Below are 21,014 nucleotides of genomic sequence, written 5' to 3'. Positions count from 1 at the left end.
ACCGGGCCCGCAGACGAACAACGCGGCCCAAGCCCCGCAGGGCCCCTCACTCGACGGCGGAGCCACCGAGCATCCGTAGCAGCAACCCCCGCAAAACCTCCCGCTCCCCCGACGACAACCCCGCCAACGGCTCCCGAGCGAACCGCAAGGATTCCCGCAGGCTCCGAGCCACCCGCCGCCCCTCCACCGTCGCCGCCGCCAGCTTCACCCGCCGGTCCGAGGGGTCGGGCCGGCGCTCCGCCAGCCCCCGCATCTCCAGCCGGTCCACGATCCCGGTGACGTTCGACGGCTCGCACTTGAGCTTCTGGGCCAGCCGCCGCATCGGCAGCGGCTCAAGCGAGAGCAGGCTCAGCAGCCGCGCCTGCGCCCCCGTCAACGCGTGCTCCGTCGCCGCGTCCTCGTACTCCTCGTGGTAGCGGGCCACAACCGTGCCGATGAGGTCGACGACCTCAAGGGTCAGTGGGTCGAACGGGGGAGTCTTCTGTGTGGCCATGCCCGACAGGCTACTCCGTTACTTGACATCATGAAATATTGATGAGCATGGTGTTTCACATACTGAAGCATTCACCCATGTGTAAACCGTTGCACCAGGAAAGGCACCCCCCATGAGCGACACGGCCGGCATCCCCACCACGAACCGCGAATGGCATCTCGTCAACCGCCCGGTCGGCTGGCCGAAGCCCGAGGACTTCGCGCTGGTCGAGGCCGAGCTGAAGCAGCCGGGCCCGGACCAGATCCTGGTACGGAACAAGCACCTCTCCGTGGACCCGTACATGCGTGGCCGGATGAGCGCCGCGAAGTCCTACACCGCCCCCTTCGAGCTGGGCAAGGTCATGCTGGGCGGCGCGGTCGGCGAGGTCCTCGCGTCGAACGCGGAGGGCGTCTCCGTCGGCGACCACGTCCTGCACTTCTTCGGCTGGCGCGAGTACGCCGTGCTCGACGCCAAGCACGCCGTCAAGGTGGACCCCGAGGCCGCACCCCTGACCGCGTACCTCGGCGTGCTCGGCATGACCGGCCTCACCGCGTACGCGGGCCTCCTGCGCACCGCCGCCTTCAAGGAGGGCGACTCGGTCTTCGTGTCGGGCGCCGCGGGCGCGGTCGGCAGCCAGGTCGGGCAGCTGGCCAAGCTCAAGGGGGCCTCGCGGGTCGTCGGCTCGGCCGGTTCCGACGAGAAGGTCGAGCTGCTGGTGGAGGAGTACGGCTTCGACGCCGCGTTCAACTACAAGACCGGCCGCGTGAGCGAACAGCTGAGGAAGGCCGCCCCGGACGGCGTCGACGTCTACTTCGACAACGTCGGCGGCGACCACCTGGAGGCGGCCATCGGCTCCCTCAACCTGCACGGCCGGATCGCGATCTGCGGAATGATCTCCGTCTACAACAACACGGAGCCGGCCCCCGGCCCGAAGAACCTCGCCCGCCTCATCGCGACCCGCGGCCGGATCGAGGGCTTCCTCGTCGGTGACCACTACGACCTGCAGCCGCAGTTCGTCCGGGACGTCGGCCCCTGGGTCGCCTCCGGCGAACTGAAGTACCGCGAGACGGTGGTGGAGGGCATCGAGAACAACCTGGAGGCGTTCCTCGGCGTCCTGCGAGGCGACAACACCGGCAAGATGATCGTCACCCTCTGACCACCCCGAAGCGCCATGCCAGGGACGCGGGGAACGGCGCGCTCAGCCACGTTGGACCTGCGGTCGGACGCCGGGCGGTGGGCCGGGTTTTGAGGGGCGCGGGGAACCGCGCACTCGGCCGCGAACGGGCCCGCACCCGGCAAGGGGCCGCGCCCGGCTCAGTCAGGCGCGCGGCCCCGGTATGGTGCGGGTATGCGTGATCTTGCGGTGGGATTCCGGTACTTGATGCGCGGCCAGCGCTGGGTGGCCCGGCACGGAAAGCAGTTCGGCTTCGGACTGATCCCCGGCCTCATCACCCTCGTGCTGTACGCCGCCGCCCTCACCGCCCTGGCCCTGTGGGGCAGCGACTTCGTCACCTGGGCCACCCCCTTCGCCGACGACTGGACGAGCCCCTGGCTCGGCCTCTTCCGCGGCTTCCTGACCGTCGTCCTCTTCGCCCTCGCCCTGCTCCTCTCCGTCGTCACCTTCACCGCGGTCACCCTCGTCCTCGGCCAGCCCTTCTACGAGAACCTCTCCGAGAAGGTGGACCGGGACGTGTCCCCGGACGGCACGGCCCCCGAGTCGGGCCTCCCGCTCTGGCGCGAACTGGTGATCTCGACCCGTGACAGCATCCGGATCGTGGTCAGGGCCCTGATCTGGGGCGTGCTGCTGTTCGCGCTCGGGTTCATCCCGTTCGTCGGGCAGACCGTCGTCCCGGTGATCGGCTTCTTCGTCACGGGTTTCTTCCTCACCGAGGAACTGACGGCGGTCGCCCTGCAACGCCGCGGCGTCGTACTCCGCGACCGCCTCACCATGCTCCGCTCCCGCAAGACCCTGGTCTGGGGCTTCGGCACCCCGCTGGGCCTCGCCTTCCTCGTCCCCTTCGTCGCGGTCTTCCTGATGCCCGGCGCGGTCGCGGGCGCCACCCTGATGGCCCGCGACCTGCTGGGCGAGGAGACCCGCGAGGAGAACTCGGACGACGAGGACCCCGCCGCCCCGGCAGGCCCCGCAGGCCCCGCAGGCCCCGCAGGTCCCGCGAACCCCGTCAGCCGGTGACGTCCACGTCCGCCGTGCTGTCCGCCGCCACCGTCAGGATCGACCGTATCTGCGCGATGATGTCCAGCCGGTTCTGGACGAACTGAGGATCGGTGACCGCCCCGCTCGCCGGGTCCGTGTTGCCCGCCCCGAACTCCAGCACCGGCGTGTGGACATGCCCGCCGGGCAGCGAGCCGGCCAGACCGAGCCGGTCGCGCAGCAGCGTCGCGCGGTACGCGATCTCGTTCGAGAGGTAGTTGCCGCCCCCGCCCGCCCGCGCCGTCGAGCCCGCGGTCGGTCCGTCGGGGCGTACGACGGACTCCGTCCCGCCCGCCGGGATCTCGGTCACCGACGTGTTGTCGTACACCGGGAAGCGCCCCGTGTCCGCGGCGACGATGTCCTCGTACGGGAGGGTCGTCGTGGTCCACTGCGGCTGCGAGGCCGGGTCCGTCACCGGCACGGTCTCGGTGCGCGAGAGGTTCTCGTTGTCCGGGAAGCCGCCCCGCCAGGCCCCGTTGGTGCGCTCGACGTCGATGCGGCCCACCCGGCCCTGGCTGATCGTCGTGAACAGGTCGACGTGCGGGAGGTGCGGGCGCAGCGTCCGTTCCACCGTCCCGTCCGCGAAGTCCTGCCAGCGGACGGGGAAGACGGCGGTCTCGACGCGCGCCGGGCCGTCCGCGGTCCGGATCACCGTGCCGTCCAGCGCGAGCGCGGTCGCCCCCGACGGGTTGGAGATCCGCACGTCCCGGTCGAGGGTGAACGGGTCGAAACCGGTCACCAGGATCCGCTTAACCCCCTTGACTCCCTTCGTGCCCTTGACTCCCTTGCCCCCGTCGGCGCCCGAGTGCGGGTACCGGATGCTGTCCTGGCCGCGCGAGGTCCGTTCCAGCGCGGCGAGCAGCTTGGCGCGGCGGGCCTCGGTCAGGCCGAACTCCGGCTGCCACTGGCGTACTTCACGTGTCATGCCGAGCCTGGCCCAGTACAGCGGCCGGTCGTCGTCCCTGCTGAGGTCACCGCCCGCGGGGCCGCGGCCCTGGGCCCGGTCCACCGCCCGCTGCCACAGCCGGGCACCCTGCCGTTCGACCACGCGCTCGGCCTGCGCGTACGAGCGCGCCTTGGCCAGGGCTCGGGCGAACTCCGGTGCCACCGTGTCGAATCCGGACCGGGTCAGGATCTCCTGGGGCGCCGCCTTGTCGAGGCGCTGTTCCTCCACGGTGGGCGTGGCCGCCGGGTCCTCCGCGGCGAGGGCGGGCGGCGCGGCGAGTCCCGCCAGCAGAGCTGCCAGGCCGAGGGCACCGATCCGAACACGTATGTGCGTCAAGGTGGTTCAGGTCCTTCCGTCGCGAGGGGGACGTCGTCGAATGGCGGCAGTATGCGTGACGCGCGGGGCGCGCGCCATGGCGCGAGGCCACCGCGCCCCGTGGGACCGTTCAGCCCCCGCCCTCGGTGCCGCCCCCGCCCTCGCCTCCGCCCTCGTCCTCGCTCTCGCCCAGCAGTGTGAGGAAGTCCCGGAACGCCGCCGGCATGTCCACCGACTCCGGCGCGAGCAGCCACTGGTACTGCAACCCGTCCATCACCGCGACGAGCAGCGGCGCGGCCCGCTCCGGTGTGAGCCCGCTCGGCAGCCGCTCCCCGTACTCGGTCCGCAGCACCTGGGCCATGTTCGCCCGCACGGTCTCGTACCGCTCGGTGAAGAACTCGCGCGCCGGATGCCCCTCGGTGACGCTCTCGCCGAGCAGCGCCGAGAAGGTCTGTACGATCCCGGGCCGCATGGCGTTGTACTCGACCAGCTGGCCCAGCAGGGCGAGCGGCCACCCGGTGCCGGGCACCGCGTCCCACTGGTCGCGCTCCGCCAGTACCGCGACGAGCAGTGCCTCCTTGGTCGGGAAGTGGTGCAGCAGGCCCTGTGGGGTGAGGGCGACCCGTTCGGCGACCGCCGCCAGGCTCGCGCCCCGGTACCCGCGCTCGGCGATCACCTCGAGGGCCGCCCGGAGGATCTCCGCGCGCCGCTCCGTGCGCCTGGCCGATCTGGGAACTCCGCTCGTCCCGCTCGTGCCGCTCGTCATGACGTCACCGTACGACGGGCACGGACCACTGCGCCGTATGTGTAACGCCCCGATAACAAAACCTACCGATCAACAGGTGACGCGGGCACGATGGGAAGAAGGAGAGACGACCACGGACTTCGACGAGGCGTACTCAACGAGGAGGCACCGCCATGGCAGGAACCCGGCCCACCCCGGCCGATCAGGCGCGCGAGGCGGTGGTCGAGGCGGCTCTCGGCCGTCTCGACCTGGACACGAAGGCGCGGCTGCTCGCCGGACAGGACATGTGGTCCCTGCCCGCACTGCCCGAGATCGGACTGAGGTCGCTGGTCATGTCCGACGGCCCGATCGGCGTCCGGGGCGTGCGCTGGACCGCCGACGACCCGTCCATCGCCCTGCCGTCGCCGACCGCCCTCGCCGCCACCTGGGACCCCGCCCTGGCCCGCCGCGCCGGCCGGCTCCTCGCCCAGGAGGCCCGCCGCAAGGGCGTCCACGTCCTGCTCGCCCCCACGGTCAACCTGCACCGCTCCCCGCTCGGCGGCCGGCACTTCGAGGCGTACAGCGAGGACCCGTACCTCACCGGACGGATCGGCTCCGAGTACGTCATCGGCGTACAGGAGGGCGGTGTCGGCACCACCGTCAAGCACTTCGTCGCCAACGACGCCGAGACCGACCGCTTCACCGTGAACAACGTCGTCTCCGCGCGTGCCCTGCGCGAGCTCTACCTGGCCCCCTTCGAGGCGATCGTCGAGAACGCCCACCCCTGGGGCATCATGACGGCCTACAACTCGGTCAACGGCACGACGATGACCGAGCACCGCTACCTGGTCGACGAGGTCCTGCGCGGCGAGTGGGGCTTCGACGGCTTCAACGTCTCCGACTGGTCGGCCGCCCGCTCGACCGTCGGCAGCATCGAGGGCGGCCTGGACGTCGCGATGCCGGGACCGACCACCGTGTACGGGCCCGCGCTCGCCGCCGCCGTGCGGGCCGGCGAGACCGACGAGGCGAGGGTCGACGACGCCGTGCGCAACGTCCTGCGCCTCGCCGCCCGCGTCGGCATCCTGGAGGGCGCCGAGCCCGTCGTCACCGAACCGCCCGCCACCGTGCACGGCGAGTCGCTGGCCCGCGAGATCGCCCGCCGCGCCTTCGTCCTCGTACGCAACGAAGGCGCTCTGCCGGTCCCGGGCGGGCACACGGTGGCGCTCATCGGCGCCGCCGCCCGTGACGCCCGGGTCCTCGGCGGCGGCTCCGCCACCGTCTTCCCCGCCCAGGTCGTCTCGCCGCTCGACGGCCTCACCGCCGCACTGCCCGAGGGCGCGCTGACGTACGCGGTCGGCGCCGACCCGAGCCAGGAACTGGCCCCTGCCGACAAGGGGTTCGCGCTGCGCGCGGTCTGCCGCGACGCCGAGGGCGCCGTCGTGGGCACCCGCTCCGCGCCGAGCGGCCACATCCAGTGGATGGGCACCGACCTGCCCGACGGCGTCACCCACGACCGCCTCCACAGCGTCGAACTGACCGGCACCTTCACCCCGCGCGTGAGCGGCCCGCACACGTTCGGGATCAAGGGGCTCGGCGCCTTCACGCTCACGGTCGACGGCGCGCAGCACTTCGACGGGGTCCAGAGCACGGACGTGGACGACCCGTTCGTGACGTTCTTCGGCGACCCCGTGGAGCACGCCACGGTGGACCTGACCGCCGGCCACAGCTACGAGGTCTCGCTGCGCCATCTCGTCGTCGTCCCCGCCGACGCGCCGATCAGGGTCATCAGCTTCACGCTCGCCCACCAGGAGCCCCGCCGCGACCCGGGCGAACTGATCGCCGAGGCCGTCGAGGCGGCCCGAGCCGCCGACACCGCCGTCGTCGTGGTCGCCACGACCGAGCGGGTCGAGTCCGAGGGCTTCGACCGGTCGGACCTCCGGCTCCCGGGCCACCAGGACGAGTTGGTCCACGCGGTCGCCGCCGCCAACCCGAACACCGTCGTGGTCGTCAACTCCGGTTCCCCGGTGGAACTGCCGTGGCGCGACGAGGTCGCCGCGGTGCTCCTGGGCTGGTTCCCGGGCCAGGAGGGCGGCGCGGCCCTGGCCGACGTCCTCACCGGCGCCCATGAGCCCGGCGGCCGCCTCCCCACCACCTGGGGTTCCCTGGCGGCGGCCCCGGTCACCGAGGTCAGCCCCACCGACGGCGAACTCCCGTACACCGAGGACGTGTTCATCGGCTACCGGGCCTGGGAGAAGGAGGGCCGCACCCCGGCGTACCCCTTCGGCCACGGGCTCGGCTACACCGACTGGACGTACGACGAGATCGACGTGACGGGCACGACGGTCACGGTCCGCGTCACCAACTCCGGCACACGCACCGGCCGCGAGACCATCCAGATCTACGTGTCCCCGTCGCCCCCGACCCCCGACCGCCCGACCCGCCGACTGGCGGGCTTCGCCACCGTGGAGGCCGCCCCGGGCGAATCGACGGAGACGACCATCGACCTCCCGCCCCGAACCTTCGAGACCTGGGACGAGCAGACCAGCACCTGGACGGTCCTGAAGGGCACCTACGAGGTAGCGGCCTCCCACTCCCTGACGGCCACAAGACTGACCTCAACCCTCACCGTCTAGGCGCAGCCAGAAGGACAACGGGGCTGCTTTCAGGAGGGGCTGGAGGGCAGCGAGGCCCTTGCTTCTAGGGGCGCGGGGAACTGCGCACCCAGCCCCCACCGGACCGGCACCGTACCCAGAACCGAAACCCACCCACCCCCTGTCCTCACGCCGGAGGCCTACGCGCGGTCACAGCGTCGTAAGCCATCTCAGCCAACCGCGCCTGCCCGTTCTTGCTCGGATGGAACCAGTCCCAGTGACTCAACTGCTCCGTCCCGAACCGGTACGCGAACACCGCCCCGCCGTCGAACCGGCACAGCCGGTCCTTCGCGCACACCTCTTCCAGGACCGTGTTGTACGACTCGACCCGGTCCTGGACGGTGTCCCGCCGCAACGTCGCCGCCGAGCTCAGCGAATCCGCGTCGCCGAGCATCGAAGGGCAGATCCCGAGCTTCCAGATCTGCTTGCCCAGCGGATTCACCCGCCCCTTCGACCACAGCCGCTTCAGATCGGGCACGCTCGACACGTACACCTGGGTCTTCGGCAGCGACTCCCGCAGGGTGCTCAGCGCGTCCTGGAACCCGGTGCGGAAGTCCGCGACCGAGGTCATCGCGGACACCGACGAGCGGCAGGCGTCGTTCGCGCCGGCCATCACCGTGACCAGCTCGGGTTTCTTCGCCGCGGCCTGGGCCATCTGGGCGGGCAGGTCGGCCATCCGGGAGCCGGTCGCCGCGTAGTTCCAGCTGTGCCGCGTGGCGCCGGTCGCCCCCAGGAGGCGTACCGCGAGGCTGTTCACCTTCGCGTCGGTGCCGGTCGCCCAGGAGACCTCGGGGCAGTCGGTGAGGACCGAGCAGGCGTCGAACCCGCGGGTGATCGAGTCGCCGACCGCGGCCAGTGAGCGCGGGCTGCGGTCCCAGGCCGGAGTGGGTTTCGGGGACGGCTTGCGGGTCTGTGCCGCGGTGCCCGTCGGCCCGGGGGAGTCACCGCCGACCGCGTCGCATCCGGTGAGTCCCGCGACGCCCACGAGAGCCGCCACCACGGCGGCGACGGCCGGGACGAGGCCCCGCGAGCCATGACCACGGTTTCGCATCCCCAGTTCCCCTCGTCACTTCGTTCGCCACGCAACGGCAGCCCGTCCCCCAGCGTCCTCCTGGGTGAAACCTCCGTGTTTGCGGCCGCTGGGACCGACGGTACGTCACACCCCTTGCGCCGCCGCACGGTAGCCTCGCCACGTGGCCGCCCTGCCACTGAACGATCCGCCAAGCCAAAAGATGCCCGCTCTGTCCGGAGGTCCCCAGTGACGACACGTGGAGTTCTCTACGTGCACTCCGCGCCGCGCGCGCTGTGCCCGCACGTCGAGTGGGCCGTCGCGGGTGTGCTCGGCACACGGGTCAGCCTCGACTGGATCCGGCAGCCCGCCTCGCCCGGCACGTGGAGATCCGAGTTCTCCTGGAAGGGCGAGGTCGGTACCGCCTCCAAGCTCGCCTCGGCGCTGCGCGGCTGGCAGATGCTGCGCTTCGAGGTGACCGCCGAGCCGTGCGCCACCGCCGAGGGCGAGCGCTACAGCTGCACCCCCGACCTGGGCATCTTCCACGCGGTGACGGGGATCCACGGTGACATCCTGATCCCCGAGGACCGCCTGCGCGCCGCCCTGGTCCGCTCCCAGCAGGGCGAGACTCAGCTGGAGTCGGAACTCACCAAGCTCCTCGGCAAGCCCTGGGACGACGAACTGGAACCCTTCCGCTACGCGGGCGAGGGCGCCCCGGTCCGCTGGCTCCACCAGGTCGTCTGACTGACGACAAGTGGCCCGGACTCCTCACAGAGGAGTCCGGGCCACTCACCGTCAGGACAAGAACGGCCGAATCCAGACCGTCCAGACCGTCCGGACCGTCTAGACGGTCCGGAACGCCAGAACCACGTTGTGCCCGCCGAACCCGAACGAATCGTTCAGCGCGGCGATCCGCCCGTCCACGGGCAGCTTCCGGGCCTCACCGCGCACGACGTCCGCGGCGGCCTCCGCCTCGGGGTCGAGGTTCTCGACGTTGATGGTCGGCGGCGCGATCCGGTTGTAGAGCGCCAGCACCGTCGCCACGGACTCCACCCCGCCGGCCCCGCCGAGCAGATGCCCGGTCATGGACTTCGTGGCGGACACGGCGAAGTGGTCGGTGTCGTCGCCGAAGACCTTCCGCAGCGCCTTCAGCTCGGCCACGTCACCGGCAGGCGTGGAGGTCGCGTGCGCGTTGACGTGCACGATCTCCGCCGGGTCCAGGTCCGTGTTGTCGAGCAGGTTCTGCAGGGCGTGCGCGATGCCCCGCCCCTCCGGCTCCGGCTGCACGATGTCGTGGCCGTCGGCGGAGATGCCCTGGCCGACCGCCTCCGCGTACACCCGGGCGCCCCGGGCGGCGGCGTGCTCGGCCGACTCCAGGACGATCACGCCGGCGCCCTCGCCCAGGACGAAGCCGTCACGGCCGGTGTCGTAGGGACGCGAGGCGCCCTGCGGGTCGTCGTTGTTCTTGGACATCGCCATCATGTTGCCGAAGGCGGCGATGGGCAGCGGGTGGATCGCCGCCTCCGTGCCGCCGGCGACGACGACGTCGGCGCGGCCGGTACGGATCATCTCGATGGCGTAGCCGATGGCCTCGGCGCCCGACGCGCAGGCGGAGACCGGGGTGTGCACCCCGGCGCGCGCGCCGACGAGCAGTCCCACGTTGGCCGAGGGGCCGTTCGGCATGAGCATGGGAACGGTGTGCGGGGAGACGCGGCGTACGCCCTTCTCCTTCAGCACGTCGTACTGGTCGAGCAGGGTCGTCACGCCACCGATGCCGGAGGCGATGACCGTGCCCAGCCGGTGGGGGTCGACCGCCGCGTCCTCGCCGGCCTTGTCGGTGAAACCGGCGTCCGCCCAGGCCTCCTTGGCCGCGATCAGCGCGAACTGCGCCGAGCGGTCCAGGCGGCGGGCCTGCGGTCGCGGAATGACCTCGCCCGGCTCCACGGCGATCTGCGCCGCGATACGGACCGCCTGGTCGGCGGCCCAGTCCTGCTCCAGAGGGCGGACACCGGAACGTCCGGCGATCAGGCCCTCCCAGGTAGAGGCTGCGTCGCCACCAAGCGGTGTGGTTGCGCCGATACCGGTGACGACCACGGTGCGATTGGTCGGGCTCACGGGAATTCTTTCTCCAACGGATACGAGGATTCAGCGGCGCCACCGCCGGGTGGCGGGGCCAGGGGGCTTCTGGCGGATCTCCGTGGAACGCCGCGGAGATCCATCAGAAGCCACCATGCAGCTTCCGGGCCTGGGGTGTTGCTCAGCCCTGGTGCTTGAGGATGTACTCGGTCGCGTCGCCGACCGTCTTGAGGTTCTTGACGTCGTCGTCCGGGATCTTGACGTCGAAGCGCTCTTCGGCGGCGACGACGACCTCGACCATGGACAGCGAGTCGACATCGAGGTCGTCGGTGAAGGACTTCTCCAGCTGGACGTCCTCGACCGGGATGCCGGCGATCTCGTTCACGATGTCGGCGAGACCGGCGACGATCTCTTCCTGAGTGGCGGCCATGTCAGGCGCTCCTTCTTGTGTATCCAGAGGGTGTGGCGGTACTCCCGCCCGGAAAGATCCGGACGGGGTGCCTAGGGGAGGGTAACGACCGTCGCGGCGTATACGAGACCCGCCCCGAAGCCGATGACGAGCGCGGTGTCGCCGCTCTTCGCTTCGCCGGTCGCCAGAAGCCGCTCCATCGCGAGCGGAATCGAGGCGGCCGAGGTGTTGCCGGTGGTGCGCACGTCACGCGCGACCGTGACGTGTTCCGGCAGCTTGAGCGTCTTCACCATCGAGTCGATGATCCGCTCGTTGGCCTGGTGGGGAATGAAGACGTCCAAGTCGTCCGCAGTGAGTCCGGCGGCTTCCAGCGCCTCCTTGGCGACCTTGGCCATCTCGAACACGGCCCAGCGGAACACCGCCTGGCCCTCCTGCGTGATCGCGGGGAACTTGACCTCGCCCTTGGAGTCCAGGGGCAGCTGTGAGACGTCGCCGATCCGGAACCGGTCCCACGGCACGGTCTGCTTGATCGTGTTGGACTTGTCGCCCTCGGAACCCCAGACCGTGGGGCCGATGTGCGGCTCCTCGGAGGGTCCCACGACGACCGCGCCCGCGCCGTCACCGAACAGGAAGGCCGTCGCGCGGTCCTCCAGGTCGGTCAGGTCGGACAGCCGCTCGACGCCGATGACCAGGACGTACTGCGCCGAACCCTCGACGATCATGCCCTTGGCGAGGGTCAGTCCGTAGCCGAAGCCGGCGCAGCCCGCCGAGATGTCGAAGGCCGCGGCCTTCGCCGTGCCGAGCTTGTCGGCGATCTCGGTGGCGATGGCCGGGGTCTGGCTGAAGTGGGAGACGGTGGAGACGACCACGGCGCCGATCTGCTCGGCGTTGATCCCGGCGTCGGCGATCGCCTTGCCGGACGCCTCGATCGACATGGCGGCGACGGTCTCCTCGTCGTTCGCCCAGTGCCGGCTCTCGATGCCCGAGCGCGAACGGATCCATTCGTCGGACGAGTCGATACGTTCGAGGATCACCTCGTTCGGCACGACACGAACCGGGCGGTAGCCGCCCACACCGAGGATCCGCGCGTACGGGGCGCCCTTGCGGGCCTTGATCTTCGACATGCTCTGTCGGCTCCTTACGCGCTCAGGCCGAGACGTGCTCGGCGATGAGCTCGCGAGCCGCGTCGAGGTCGTCGGGTGTCTTCAACGCCAGCGTCCGCACGCCGGGCAGCGCGCGCTTGGCGAGACCGGTCAGGGTGCCACCAGGGCACACCTCGACCAGCGCCGTGACGCCGAGTTCCTTGAAGGTCTCCATGCACAGGTCCCAGCGGACCGGGTTGGCGACCTGACCCACCAGACGGGAGACGACCTCGTCGCCCGAGGTGACGCTCCGGCCGTCCTTGTTCGACAGGTACGTGAGCGTGGGGTCGGCAGGCGAGAACTCCGCCGCCGCCTTCGCGAGCACGTCGACCGCCGGGGCCATGTGGCGGGTGTGGAACGCGCCGGCGACCTTCAGGGCCACCACACGGCGTACGCCCTCGGGCTTGTCCGCCTCCAGGGCGGCCAGCTCCTCCAGCGTGCCGGCGGCCACGACCTGGCCGGCGCCGTTCACGTTCGCCGGGGTCAGGCCCAGCTTCTCCAGGTGCGGGATCGTCACGTCGGGGTCGCCGCCGAGCAGCGCCGACATGCCGGTGCGGGTGACGGTGGCGGCGTCCGCCATCGCCAGGCCCCGCTTGCGCACGAGCGTCAGGGCGGCCGTGTCGTCCAGCACACCCGCGAGAACGGCGGCCGTGAACTCACCGACGCTGTGCCCCGCGACGGCGGCAGGAGTGACGGCACCCAGTGCCTCGGCGGACAGCAGGCCCGCGGCGACCAGCAGCGGCTGGGCGACGGCGGTGTCCCGGATCGCGTCCGCGTCGGCCAGCGTTCCGAAGTGGGCAAGGTCGAGCCCGATGGCGTCCGACCACGCGGCGACGCGGTCGGCGGCGCCGGGGAGGTCGAGCCAAGGAGTCAGGAAGCCGGGCGTCTGGGCGCCCTGGCCGGGAGCGACGAGTACGAGCACTCTCACACTCTCTCTTGTGGACGGGCTCGGCCGCCCGTGGGGACAGGGACGAAGAACAGGAGGGGGAATTGTAGGTCCCCGACAAAAGCCTAGAGCTGGGGATCTCCATCGGCCAGACGTCCCAGGATCAGAGCGATCCGCAGAGTGAACGCCGAACGTACGTCGGAGGGCGACCAGCCGGTGACGTCAGTCACACGTCGAAGCCGGTAGCGCACGGTGTTGGGGTGCACGAAGAGCATCCGGGCCGCCCCTTCGAGACTGCTCGCCTGTTCGAGATAGACACTCAGCGTCTCCAGGAGGGCCGACCCGGCCTCCTCCAAGGGTCTGTAGATCTCCTCCACCAACTGGCCGCGCGCCGCGGGGTCTCCGGCGATGGCGCGCTCCGGCAGGAGATCGTCGGCCAGCACCGGCCGGGGCGCGTCCTGCCAGGCGAAGCAGGCCTTGAGCCCGGCGGCGGCGGCCTGCGCGGAGCGGGTCGCGGCGAGCAGGTCGGCCACCACGGGACCGGCCACCACGGCTCCGGCGGCGTACGGGCCGATCAGGGACTTGGCGACGGCGAGCGGGTTGTCGCTGCCGCCCGCGATCACGACGAGACGGTCACCGAGGACCCCGGTGAGCACCTGGAGCTTGGCGTGCCGGGCGGCCCGCCTGATGGCCTCGACGGTCAGCTCGCTGTCGCCGTCGGGTGCCGTGCCCAGCACCACGCACACATGCTCGGGCGAGCTCCAGCCGAGCGCCGCGGCCCGGGACACCGCGCCTTCGTCCGCCTCGCCGGAGAGCACCGCGTTCACGACCAGCGACTCCAGGCGGGCGTCCCAGGCACCGCGTGCCTCGGCGGCCTGCGCGTACACCTGGGCGGTGGCGAAGGCGATCTCCCGGGCGTACACGAGCAGCGCCTCGCGGAGCACGTTCTCGTCGCCCGGGGCCGCGACCTCGTCGATCGCGGACTCCATCACCTCGATCGTCGTACGCACCATCTCCACGGTCTGGCGCAGGGTGATCGCCCTGGTCAGCTCGCGCGGGGCGGTGCCGAAGACGTCCGTGGAGATCGCCTGGGGAGCGTCCGGATGCCGGAACCACTCCGTGAACGCGGCGATACCGGCCTGCGCGACGAGACCGATCCACGACCGGTTCTCCGGCGGCATCGCCCGGTACCAGGGCAGCGTCTCGTCCATACGTGCGATGGCCTGGGCGGCGAGACTGCCGGACGACCTCTCCAGCCGTTTCAGGGTCGCGGTGTGCGCGTGGGCGGCGCGCGCCGCTCGTTCGATGTTGCTGGATTCGGGTTCGGGCACAGAACAAGACTGCCTTATCGGGACGGCGGGATGCGGCGGCGGGTCGCGGGTGGCACCGCCGACGGGGCTACCGTGGGGTGCGTGATGGACGTACGGCGCGGCGACGAGCGGTACCCCGGAGGCGATCCGGCGGCCGGGATCGAGTCCCTGCACGCCTTCTCCTTCGGCCCGCACTACGACCCGGACAACCTCCGCTTCGGCGCGGTCATCGCCTGCAACGAGGAGCGGCTGGCCCCCGGCGCCGGCTTCGACGAGCACCCGCACAGCCACACCGAGATCGTCACCTGGGTCGTCGAGGGCGAGCTGACCCACCGGGACACCACGGGCCACGAGTCGGTCGTACGCGCCGGGGACGTCCAGCGCCTGAGTGCGGCGGGCGGGGTCCGGCACGTCGAGCGCAACGACGCCGACCGGCCGCTGCGCTTCGTCCAGCTGTGGCTCGCCCCGCTGGAACCGGGCGGCGAGCCCGCGTACGAGGTCGTCCACGGCATCGCGGACTCCACGCCGTACGCGGTCCCCGAGGCGGCCGCGATGCTCCACGTCCGCCGGCTGACGGAGGGCCAGCGCACGGCCGTACCCGACGCGCCCTTCCTGTACGCGCATGTCGTGCGCGGTGAAGTCCTGCTGGACGGCTGGGTGCTGAGCCCCGGCGACGCGGCCCGCATCACGGACGCGAAGGATCTGGAGGCGGTGTCCCGCGGCGAGACGGAGCTGCTGCTCTGGGAGATGACGGCAGCCTCCTAGGTCCCCTGAAGGCTCACGTCCTGGCGCAGGGCGTCCAGGACGACGCGGACGGCCGCGCGGGTGGGGGAGTTGCCGCGGATCGCCGCCGTGATCGAGCGGGTCACAGGGGTGGCGAGTTCCCTGGTGGTGACGCGGTAGCGCCGGTGGTCCACGGCCAGGCCGGGCAGCAGGGCGATCGAGAGACCGGCCTCCACGTGCTGGAGCGCCATCATGTAGTTGCTGAAGCGGCACACCACCCGGGGCTCGAACCGGGCCTGCCGGCACAGCCGCAGGGCGAGGTTGGACATGTAGGAGTTCGGGATGTCGAAGGACCACGGCTCGTCCGCGAAGGCGGCCAGGTCCACCGGGCCGCGCCCGGCCGGATGTCCCGGCGGCAGGACGAGGAGGATCGGGTCCGAGGCCAGCGGCACCAGGTCGAGGTCCGGACCCAGGGGCAGCTCGTCGAAGTCCGTGGTGGTGACGATGATGTCGGCGTCCCCGACCCGCAGCGCGGGCATGCTCGCGTGCGGCTCCAGTTCGAGGATCTCGACGTCCAGATGCGGATACTCGCGCGCCAGCCGGGTCACCGCAGGTACGACCAGGGGGTGGACCGCGCTCTGGAAGGTCCCCAGCCGCACCAGCCCGGCCGGCAGCTCGCCGAAGCCGCGCAGCTCCGCCTCGACGCTCTCCATGTGATCGAGGATGGACCGCGCCCGCCGGGCCAGGATCAGCCCGGCGGAGGTGAGCCGCACCCGGCGGCCCGTGCGCTCCAGGAGCTGCGCCCCGGTCTCGGTCTCCAGCACGGCGAGCTGCTGGGACACGCTGGAGGGGCTCAGCCTGGCGGCCTGCGCCACGGCGCGCACGGTGCCCAGCGTGTCCAGTTGGGTCAGCAGCCGCAGCCTCCAGGGATTCATCACGGGCCCGATTGTCGTACGTCACGGGCCCGGCCGCTGTACGGCTCGGCCGAACAGGCAGGCCACATTTGTGAGATGGACGTGTCGCTCGGGCGTCCCTACGGTCGAAGGCATGCCTGACTCCTTCTGGACCGACGCCGAACGCCATCTGGTCCGCTACGGCCCCGCCTTCACCCCCGAGATCATCGAGCGCGCGGCCGGCAGCCATGTCTTCACCGCGGACGGCCGCGCGCTCCTCGACTTCACCTCAGGACAGATGAGCGCGATCCTCGGACACTCCCACCCGCGGATCGTGGCGACCGTCCGGCAGCAGATCGGCACCCTCGACCACCTCTACAGCGGCATGCTGAGCCGCCCCGTGGTGGACCTGGCCCGGCGCCTGGCCGAGAGCCTGCCCGCGCCGCTGGAGAAGGTGCTCCTGCTGACGACCGGAGCGGAGTCGAACGAGGCCGCCGTGCGGATGGCCAAGCTCGTCACCGGCAACCACGAGATCGTCTCCTTCGCGCGGTCCTGGCACGGCATGACACAGGCCGCCGCGTCGGCCACGTACAGCGCGGGACGCAAGGGCTACGGTCCGGGCGCGCCGGGCAACTTCGCGATACCGGTGCCCAACACCCACCGGCCCGACTTCACACACCCCGACGGCTCGCTGGACTGGCGGCGCCAGCTGGACTTCGCCTTCGACCTGATCGACGCGCAGTCCACCGGCAGCCTCGCCGCGTGCCTGGTCGAGCCGATCCTCAGCTCCGGCGGGGTCATCGAGCCGCCCCTGGGCTATTTCGCGGCCCTCCAGCAGAAGTGCCGCGAGCGCGGCATGCTGCTGATCCTCGACGAGGCGCAGACCGGTCTGTGCCGCACGGGGACCTGGTACGCGTTCGAGCGCGACGGCATCGTCCCCGACATCCTGACCCTGTCGAAGACCCTGGGCGCGGGGCTTCCGCTCGCCGCGGTGATCACGAGCGCCGAGATCGAGGAGCGGGCGCACGAGCGGGGGTTCCTCTTCTTCACCACCCACGCGGCCGACCCGCTGGTGGCCGCGGTCGGCAACACGGTCCTCGACGTGCTGACCGAGGACAAGCTCGACGAACAGGCCCGCTCGCACGGGGCGTTCCTCCGGCAGGGCCTGGCGGACATCGCCGCGCGGCACGAGGTGGTCGGGGACATCCGGGGCCGGGGCCTGCTGGCCGGCCTGGAGTTCACCTCCGCCGACGCCGAACCCCAGGGAGGACACGACGAGTTGGGCGCCAGGGTCACCGAACGCTGCCTCGAACTGGGCCTGCACATGAACATCGTGCAGCTCCCCGGCATGGGCGGCACCCTGCGCATCGCCCCGCCCCTGACGGCCACGGAGGCCGAACTGACGCTGGGCCTGGAGATGCTGGACCAGGCGATCGGCGATGTCAGCGGGGTCTGACGGTCCGGCCGGGCGGCGTACAGGCTGTCCAGGCGGAAGCCGACGAGGTGGTCGGCGGCGAGGCGGTCGACAGCGCCGTCGACCACGACGAGGTCGAGCTGCGGCGGATCCTCGGGGGATGCTGGATCCGCCGGCGTAGACGGCATGTCGAGTACGCTGAAACCTACCGCCGACGTCAGGGTCAAGAGAGTCAAGCCCTGACTCGGGGGAGGACGAGAGGCCCGAGGAAGCCCGAGGAAGAGAGGGACGCGTGCGTATCGGAGAGGTCGCCCGGCGTTCCGGAGTGAGCGTCCGCGCGCTGCGTTACTACGAGGAGCAGGGGCTCCTGGCGTCCGGCCGCAGCCCCGGCGGCCAGCGCGAGTACGCCGAGGGTGCCGTCGACCGGGTCCGCATCCTCCAGCAGCTCTACGCCGCGGGCCTGCCCAGCCGCCGCATCGCCGAACTGCTTCCCTGCATCGACAGCGACGCCACCAGCGACCACCAGCGGGCGATGCTCGAAGCCGAACACGCCCGCATCAGGCAGCAGATCGACCAGCTCACCCTCACGCTCGCCCGCCTCGGCGACCTCATCAAGGCCGCCGACGACCGCCGAGCCTGAGCCCGCGTCCGCCGTCCCGGCGAGCCCTACCGAAGCCCACCTGAACGGTAGTACCTGAACCCGCATCCATCGGTGGTGGGTGAACTCCGACAAGTGGGCCGGTACCGCCCGCGCGTACTTCGCCGTCTGCAGCAGCCCGTACACCAACTGCGCCTGGTACGCGGAGATGTACGCCGCCTTCGCCTCCGTCTCCGCGTACGGTCAGTGCCGCAGCTCCGCCAGTACCGCGTCCGTGAAGGCGGGCCACGCCTCGGCCGCCCACGGTCCGAACGTGCGGTCGGTCAGGGCCACGCAGGCCACCCCCGCGGCCGGGTCGATCCACAGGAACGTACCGGCCTGGCCGAAGTGCCCGAAGGTGCGCGGGGAGGACGAACCGCCGGTCCAGTGGGGCGACTTGGAGTCGCGGATCTCGAAGCCGAGGCCCCAGTCGTTGGGGCTCTGGTGTCCGTAGCCCGGCAGGACGCCCTTCGTGCCCGGGTACTGCACGGTCATCGCCTCGGCGACGGTGCGCGGGTCGAGCAGCCGGGGCGCCTGCACCTCGGCGGCGAACCGCACCAGGTCGTCGACGGTGGAGACGCCGTCCTTCGCGGGGGAGCCGTCGAGGGTCGTCGACGTCATCCCGAGCGGTTCGAGGACGGCCTGCTTCAGATACTCGCCGAACGGGATCTCCGTCGCCTTGGCGATGTGGTCGCCCAACTGCTCGAACCCGGCGTTGGAGTACAGCCGCCGCTGTCCGGGCGGAGCCGTCACCCGGTGCTCGTCGAAGGCCAGCCCGCTGGTGTGCGCGAGCAGATGCCGCACGGTGGACCCCTCGGGCCCGGCGAGCTCGTCCAGCTCGACGGCCCCTTCCTCGTACGCGACGAGAGCGGCGTACGCGGCGAGCGGCTTGGTGACGGAGGCGAGCGCGAACGGCCGGGTGGCGGGGCCGCGGGTCCCGAGCACGGTGCCGTCCGCCCGTACGACACCCGCGGCAGCGGTGGGAACGGGCCACTCTTCGATCAGCGCGAGACTCTCCAAAGACATGAGCCAGAGCCTACGGCCACCGCCGCACGGCACTGTGCCAAGCCGTCCGGGGCCGGTGTCGTCATCCGTCAGAACCGCAGCCGCATCAACGGATCCGGCGTACGGACGAACCCCATCGACGCGTAGAGCGGCGCTGCCTCCGCCGAGGCGGTCAGGTCGATCTGTCCGACCTCCTGCTCCCGGAACCACTCCACCAGCTCCTCCATGCAGGCGCGCGCGTACCCCCGCCGTCGTACCCCGGGATCCGTCGCGACGCTGAACACGTAGCCGATCCGCCCGTGCGGGTTCCCGGCCCGCCCTATCCGGTACTCCACCGTCCCCGCCACCAGGGCTCCCAGCGCCCCGGGCCGCTCGGGATGATCGACGACGAACGCCGCGAAACCCCCTTCGGGATCGGCCAGCCGGGCCCGTACGGTGTCCAGGGACCCGGTGTGCCAGCCGGTGGACGTGTCCGCCCCGGAGATCGAGTCGATCATCACCTGACGCAGTCGGAGCAGTTCCTCGGCGTCCTGGGGCACAGCGCGGCGTACAAGGCTCATGGCCGGCACGCTAGCCAGCACGGCGACCCGCTGTCGCCGGAATTTCTTCGGTCTCCGCTTGCTTGGAGTGCACTCGAAGGTTTTAGCGTGGGGCCCATGACGGTGATGGAGACCACGGAGTCCGGGACCGACATCTGTGCCGACCCGCCGCTGGAGCGAAGGCGCCCCGACGGCCACGACCAGTACACGATCAGCGAGGTCGTCGCCTTCACCGGCCTGACGGCGCACACCCTCCGCTGGTACGAGCGGATCGGGCTCATGCCGCACATCGACCGCTCCCACACGGGCCAGCGGCGGTACAGCAACCGCGACCTCGACTGGCTGGACCTCGTCGGCAAGCTGCGGCTGACCGGAATGCCGGTCGCCGACATGGTGCGGTACGCGGAGATGGTGCGCGCGGGCGACGAGACGTACGCCGCCCGTTTCGAGCTCCTGGAGGCGACGCGCCGGGATGTGCGGGCGCGGATCGCCGAGCTCCAGGACACCCTCGCCGTGCTCGACCGGAAGATCGATTTCTATGCGGACGCCGGGCGGGCCCTGGCGTCGGAGAGGTCCCGATGACGGACAGCAGGATCGCGAAGGCACAGCTCGGCACGGGTGGCCCGGAGGTCGGCGTGCAGGGCCTGGGCTGTATGGGGATGAGCTTCGCGTACGGCCCGACGGACGCCGACGAGGCGCGGGCCACGCTGGAGCGCGCGCTCGAACTGGGCGTGACGCTGTACGACACGGCCGACGCGTACGGCCGGGGGGAGAACGAGCGGTTCCTGGCGCCGTTCGTCGCGGCGCACCGCGACGAGGTCGTGATCGCCACGAAGTTCGCGATGACGATCCCGCCGGACGACCCGACCAAGCGGATCATCCGCAACGACGAGCCGTACATCCGGCAGGCCGTCGAGGCGAGCCTGAAGCGCCTGGACGTCGACGTGATCGACCTCTACTACATGCACCGCCGTGATGTGCGGGTCCCCATCGAGGAGACCGTCGGCGTCATGGCCGACCTGGTCCGCCAGGGCAAGGTCAAGCAGCTCGGCCTCAGCGAGGTGACGGGCGGCGAGCTGCGGGCCGCGCATGCCGTGCACCCGATCGCCGCCGTCCAGTCGGAGTGGTCGCTGTTCAGCCGGGACATCGAGGCGGGTGTCGTGCCGGCGGTCCGTGAACTGGGCGTGACCCTGGTCCCGTACTCCCCGCTCGGACGCGGCTTCCTCACCGGCTCCTTCACCAACGCCGACAACGAGCTGACCGCGGACGACGTCCGCCGTCAGCAGCCCCGCTTCACGGGCGACAACGCGGCGGCGAACGCGGCGCTGCTGGAGCCGATCCGGGCGGTGGCCAAGGCCCACGACGCCTCCCCGGGCCAGATCGCCCTGGCCTGGGTCCACCAGCAGGCGACGACCCACGCCCTCCCGGTGATCCCCATCCCGGGCACCCGCAGGCGCACCCGAGTGGAGGAGAACACAGCGGCGACCCACATCACCCTGACACCCACCGACCTGGCCACCCTGGCCCCCATCGCCGAGAGGGTCGCAGGAACCCGCTACGCGGACATGACCTTCGCCTCGGCAGGCAGAGAGTAAGAACAATCCTCTGTCTTTGTCTTTGGGGGCGCGGGGAACCGCGCGCTCAGCCACGACGG

21 protein-coding genes and 1 pseudogene are annotated in these 21,014 nt (G+C 71.3%); 9 read left to right on the top strand and 13 right to left on the bottom strand.

Annotation, left to right across the window (positions count from 1 at the left end; all coding sequences use genetic code 11):
* Positions 1-46: 46 nt before the first annotated feature.
* Positions 47-493, bottom strand: coding sequence for a MarR family winged helix-turn-helix transcriptional regulator (locus tag ACLVWQ_RS35825; protein WP_414113441.1), 447 nt, complete (start codon positions 491-493; stop codon positions 47-49).
* Between the two features lie 112 nt (positions 494-605).
* Between ACLVWQ_RS35825 and ACLVWQ_RS35820 the strand changes: the two genes are divergently transcribed.
* Positions 606-1,628 carry an NADP-dependent oxidoreductase gene (locus ACLVWQ_RS35820; RefSeq protein WP_414113440.1) on the top strand — a complete coding sequence of 341 codons (1,023 nt, stop codon included), beginning with the start codon at positions 606-608 and terminating at the stop codon, positions 1,626-1,628.
* 192 nt (positions 1,629-1,820) lie between these two features.
* On the top strand, positions 1,821-2,663 hold the full coding sequence (locus ACLVWQ_RS35815) for an EI24 domain-containing protein (RefSeq protein WP_414113439.1): 843 nt from the start codon (positions 1,821-1,823) through the stop codon (positions 2,661-2,663).
* Here ACLVWQ_RS35815 and ACLVWQ_RS35810 read toward each other — a convergent pair.
* Positions 2,653-3,963: a pyroglutamyl peptidase gene (locus tag ACLVWQ_RS35810; protein ID WP_414113438.1), complete on the bottom strand. Its 1,311-nt coding sequence runs from the start codon at positions 3,961-3,963 to the stop codon at positions 2,653-2,655. The two genes, ACLVWQ_RS35815 and ACLVWQ_RS35810, sit on opposite strands and share 11 nt — an antisense overlap.
* Positions 3,964-4,072: 109 nt before the next feature.
* A complete protein-coding gene (locus ACLVWQ_RS35805) occupies positions 4,073-4,708 on the bottom strand; it encodes a TetR/AcrR family transcriptional regulator (protein WP_414113437.1) in 636 nt (211 codons plus the stop codon).
* A gap of 152 nt (positions 4,709-4,860) precedes the next feature.
* Here ACLVWQ_RS35805 and ACLVWQ_RS35800 point away from each other — a divergent pair, with 152 nt between their 5' ends.
* The gene (locus ACLVWQ_RS35800) at positions 4,861-7,299 is read left to right on the top strand and encodes a glycoside hydrolase family 3 protein (protein ID WP_414113436.1); all 2,439 of its coding nucleotides are present in this window, start codon (positions 4,861-4,863) and stop codon (positions 7,297-7,299) included.
* 145 nt (positions 7,300-7,444) lie between these two features.
* Here the strand turns inward: ACLVWQ_RS35800 and ACLVWQ_RS35795 are convergent, their stop codons facing one another.
* Positions 7,445-8,368 carry an SGNH/GDSL hydrolase family protein gene (locus ACLVWQ_RS35795; RefSeq protein WP_414113435.1) on the bottom strand — a complete coding sequence of 308 codons (924 nt, stop codon included), beginning with the start codon at positions 8,366-8,368 and terminating at the stop codon, positions 7,445-7,447.
* A gap of 207 nt (positions 8,369-8,575) precedes the next feature.
* Between ACLVWQ_RS35795 and ACLVWQ_RS35790 the strand changes: the two genes are divergently transcribed.
* The gene (locus tag ACLVWQ_RS35790) at positions 8,576-9,070 is read left to right on the top strand and encodes a DUF3145 domain-containing protein (RefSeq protein ID WP_414113434.1); all 495 of its coding nucleotides are present in this window, start codon (positions 8,576-8,578) and stop codon (positions 9,068-9,070) included.
* 99 nt (positions 9,071-9,169) lie between these two features.
* Here ACLVWQ_RS35790 and ACLVWQ_RS35785 read toward each other — a convergent pair whose 3' ends face one another.
* The 5 genes from ACLVWQ_RS35785 to ACLVWQ_RS35765 all read right to left on the bottom strand — a co-directional run bounded on the left by ACLVWQ_RS35785 (position 9,170) and on the right by ACLVWQ_RS35765 (position 14,170).
* Positions 9,170-10,441: a beta-ketoacyl-[acyl-carrier-protein] synthase family protein gene (locus ACLVWQ_RS35785; RefSeq protein WP_414113433.1), complete on the bottom strand. Its 1,272-nt coding sequence runs from the start codon at positions 10,439-10,441 to the stop codon at positions 9,170-9,172.
* A gap of 142 nt (positions 10,442-10,583) precedes the next feature.
* Positions 10,584-10,832, bottom strand: a complete 249-nt coding sequence (locus tag ACLVWQ_RS35780) for an acyl carrier protein (protein ID WP_055611752.1) — start codon at positions 10,830-10,832, stop codon at positions 10,584-10,586.
* Between the two features lie 71 nt (positions 10,833-10,903).
* Entirely contained in the window at positions 10,904-11,935 is a 1,032-nt protein-coding gene (locus ACLVWQ_RS35775) for a ketoacyl-ACP synthase III (RefSeq protein WP_414113432.1), read from the bottom strand.
* 22 nt (positions 11,936-11,957) lie between these two features.
* Positions 11,958-12,875: an ACP S-malonyltransferase gene (locus ACLVWQ_RS35770; protein WP_414113431.1), complete on the bottom strand. Its 918-nt coding sequence runs from the start codon at positions 12,873-12,875 to the stop codon at positions 11,958-11,960.
* Between the two features lie 89 nt (positions 12,876-12,964).
* The gene (locus ACLVWQ_RS35765; protein ID WP_414113430.1) at positions 12,965-14,170 is read right to left on the bottom strand and encodes a PucR family transcriptional regulator; all 1,206 of its coding nucleotides are present in this window, start codon (positions 14,168-14,170) and stop codon (positions 12,965-12,967) included.
* Positions 14,171-14,254: 84 nt separating this feature from the next.
* Between ACLVWQ_RS35765 and ACLVWQ_RS35760 the strand changes: the two genes are divergently transcribed.
* Positions 14,255-14,914: a pirin family protein gene (locus ACLVWQ_RS35760; RefSeq protein WP_414113444.1), complete on the top strand. Its 660-nt coding sequence runs from the start codon at positions 14,255-14,257 to the stop codon at positions 14,912-14,914.
* Here ACLVWQ_RS35760 and ACLVWQ_RS35755 read toward each other — a convergent pair.
* Positions 14,911-15,807 (bottom strand): LysR substrate-binding domain-containing protein, encoded by an 897-nt coding sequence (locus ACLVWQ_RS35755; RefSeq protein ID WP_414113443.1) that lies wholly within the window; start codon positions 15,805-15,807, stop codon positions 14,911-14,913. The two genes, ACLVWQ_RS35760 and ACLVWQ_RS35755, sit on opposite strands and share 4 nt — an antisense overlap.
* A gap of 112 nt (positions 15,808-15,919) precedes the next feature.
* Between ACLVWQ_RS35755 and ACLVWQ_RS35750 the strand changes: the two genes are divergently transcribed.
* The gene (locus tag ACLVWQ_RS35750) at positions 15,920-17,221 is read left to right on the top strand and encodes an aspartate aminotransferase family protein (RefSeq protein WP_414113429.1); all 1,302 of its coding nucleotides are present in this window, start codon (positions 15,920-15,922) and stop codon (positions 17,219-17,221) included.
* A 250-nt stretch (positions 17,222-17,471) separates the two neighbouring features.
* A complete protein-coding gene (locus ACLVWQ_RS35745; protein ID WP_414113428.1) occupies positions 17,472-17,819 on the top strand; it encodes a MerR family transcriptional regulator in 348 nt (115 codons plus the stop codon).
* A 15-nt stretch (positions 17,820-17,834) separates the two neighbouring features.
* Here the strand turns inward: ACLVWQ_RS35745 and ACLVWQ_RS35740 are convergent.
* The 3 genes and pseudogenes from ACLVWQ_RS35740 to ACLVWQ_RS35730 all read right to left on the bottom strand — a co-directional run.
* Positions 17,835-18,020 (bottom strand): annotated as a pseudogene (locus ACLVWQ_RS35740) (Scr1 family TA system antitoxin-like transcriptional regulator); the annotation flags it as partial.
* Positions 18,021-18,842 carry a serine hydrolase domain-containing protein gene (locus ACLVWQ_RS35735; RefSeq protein WP_414113427.1) on the bottom strand — a complete coding sequence of 274 codons (822 nt, stop codon included), beginning with the start codon at positions 18,840-18,842 and terminating at the stop codon, positions 18,021-18,023.
* A gap of 68 nt (positions 18,843-18,910) precedes the next feature.
* Positions 18,911-19,381, bottom strand: coding sequence for a GNAT family N-acetyltransferase (locus ACLVWQ_RS35730; RefSeq protein ID WP_414113426.1), 471 nt, complete (start codon positions 19,379-19,381; stop codon positions 18,911-18,913).
* A 96-nt stretch (positions 19,382-19,477) separates the two neighbouring features.
* On the opposite strand from ACLVWQ_RS35730, the gene ACLVWQ_RS35725 reads away from it, so the two are divergent.
* Both ACLVWQ_RS35725 and ACLVWQ_RS35720 read left to right on the top strand, forming a co-directional pair.
* Positions 19,478-19,942 carry a MerR family transcriptional regulator gene (locus tag ACLVWQ_RS35725; RefSeq protein WP_414113425.1) on the top strand — a complete coding sequence of 155 codons (465 nt, stop codon included), beginning with the start codon at positions 19,478-19,480 and terminating at the stop codon, positions 19,940-19,942.
* Positions 19,939-20,955 (top strand): aldo/keto reductase, encoded by a 1,017-nt coding sequence (locus ACLVWQ_RS35720; RefSeq protein WP_414113424.1) that lies wholly within the window; start codon positions 19,939-19,941, stop codon positions 20,953-20,955. The genes ACLVWQ_RS35725 and ACLVWQ_RS35720 overlap by 4 nt, the downstream gene beginning before the upstream one ends.
* Positions 20,956-21,014: the final 59 nt, after the last annotated feature.

This window comes from Streptomyces sp. CWNU-52B (assembly GCF_047444975.1).
Lineage (GTDB): Bacteria > Actinomycetota > Actinomycetes > Streptomycetales > Streptomycetaceae > Streptomyces.
The sequence above is the reverse complement of the archived record's forward strand: the minus strand, read 5'-3'. Positions and strand labels throughout refer to the sequence as shown.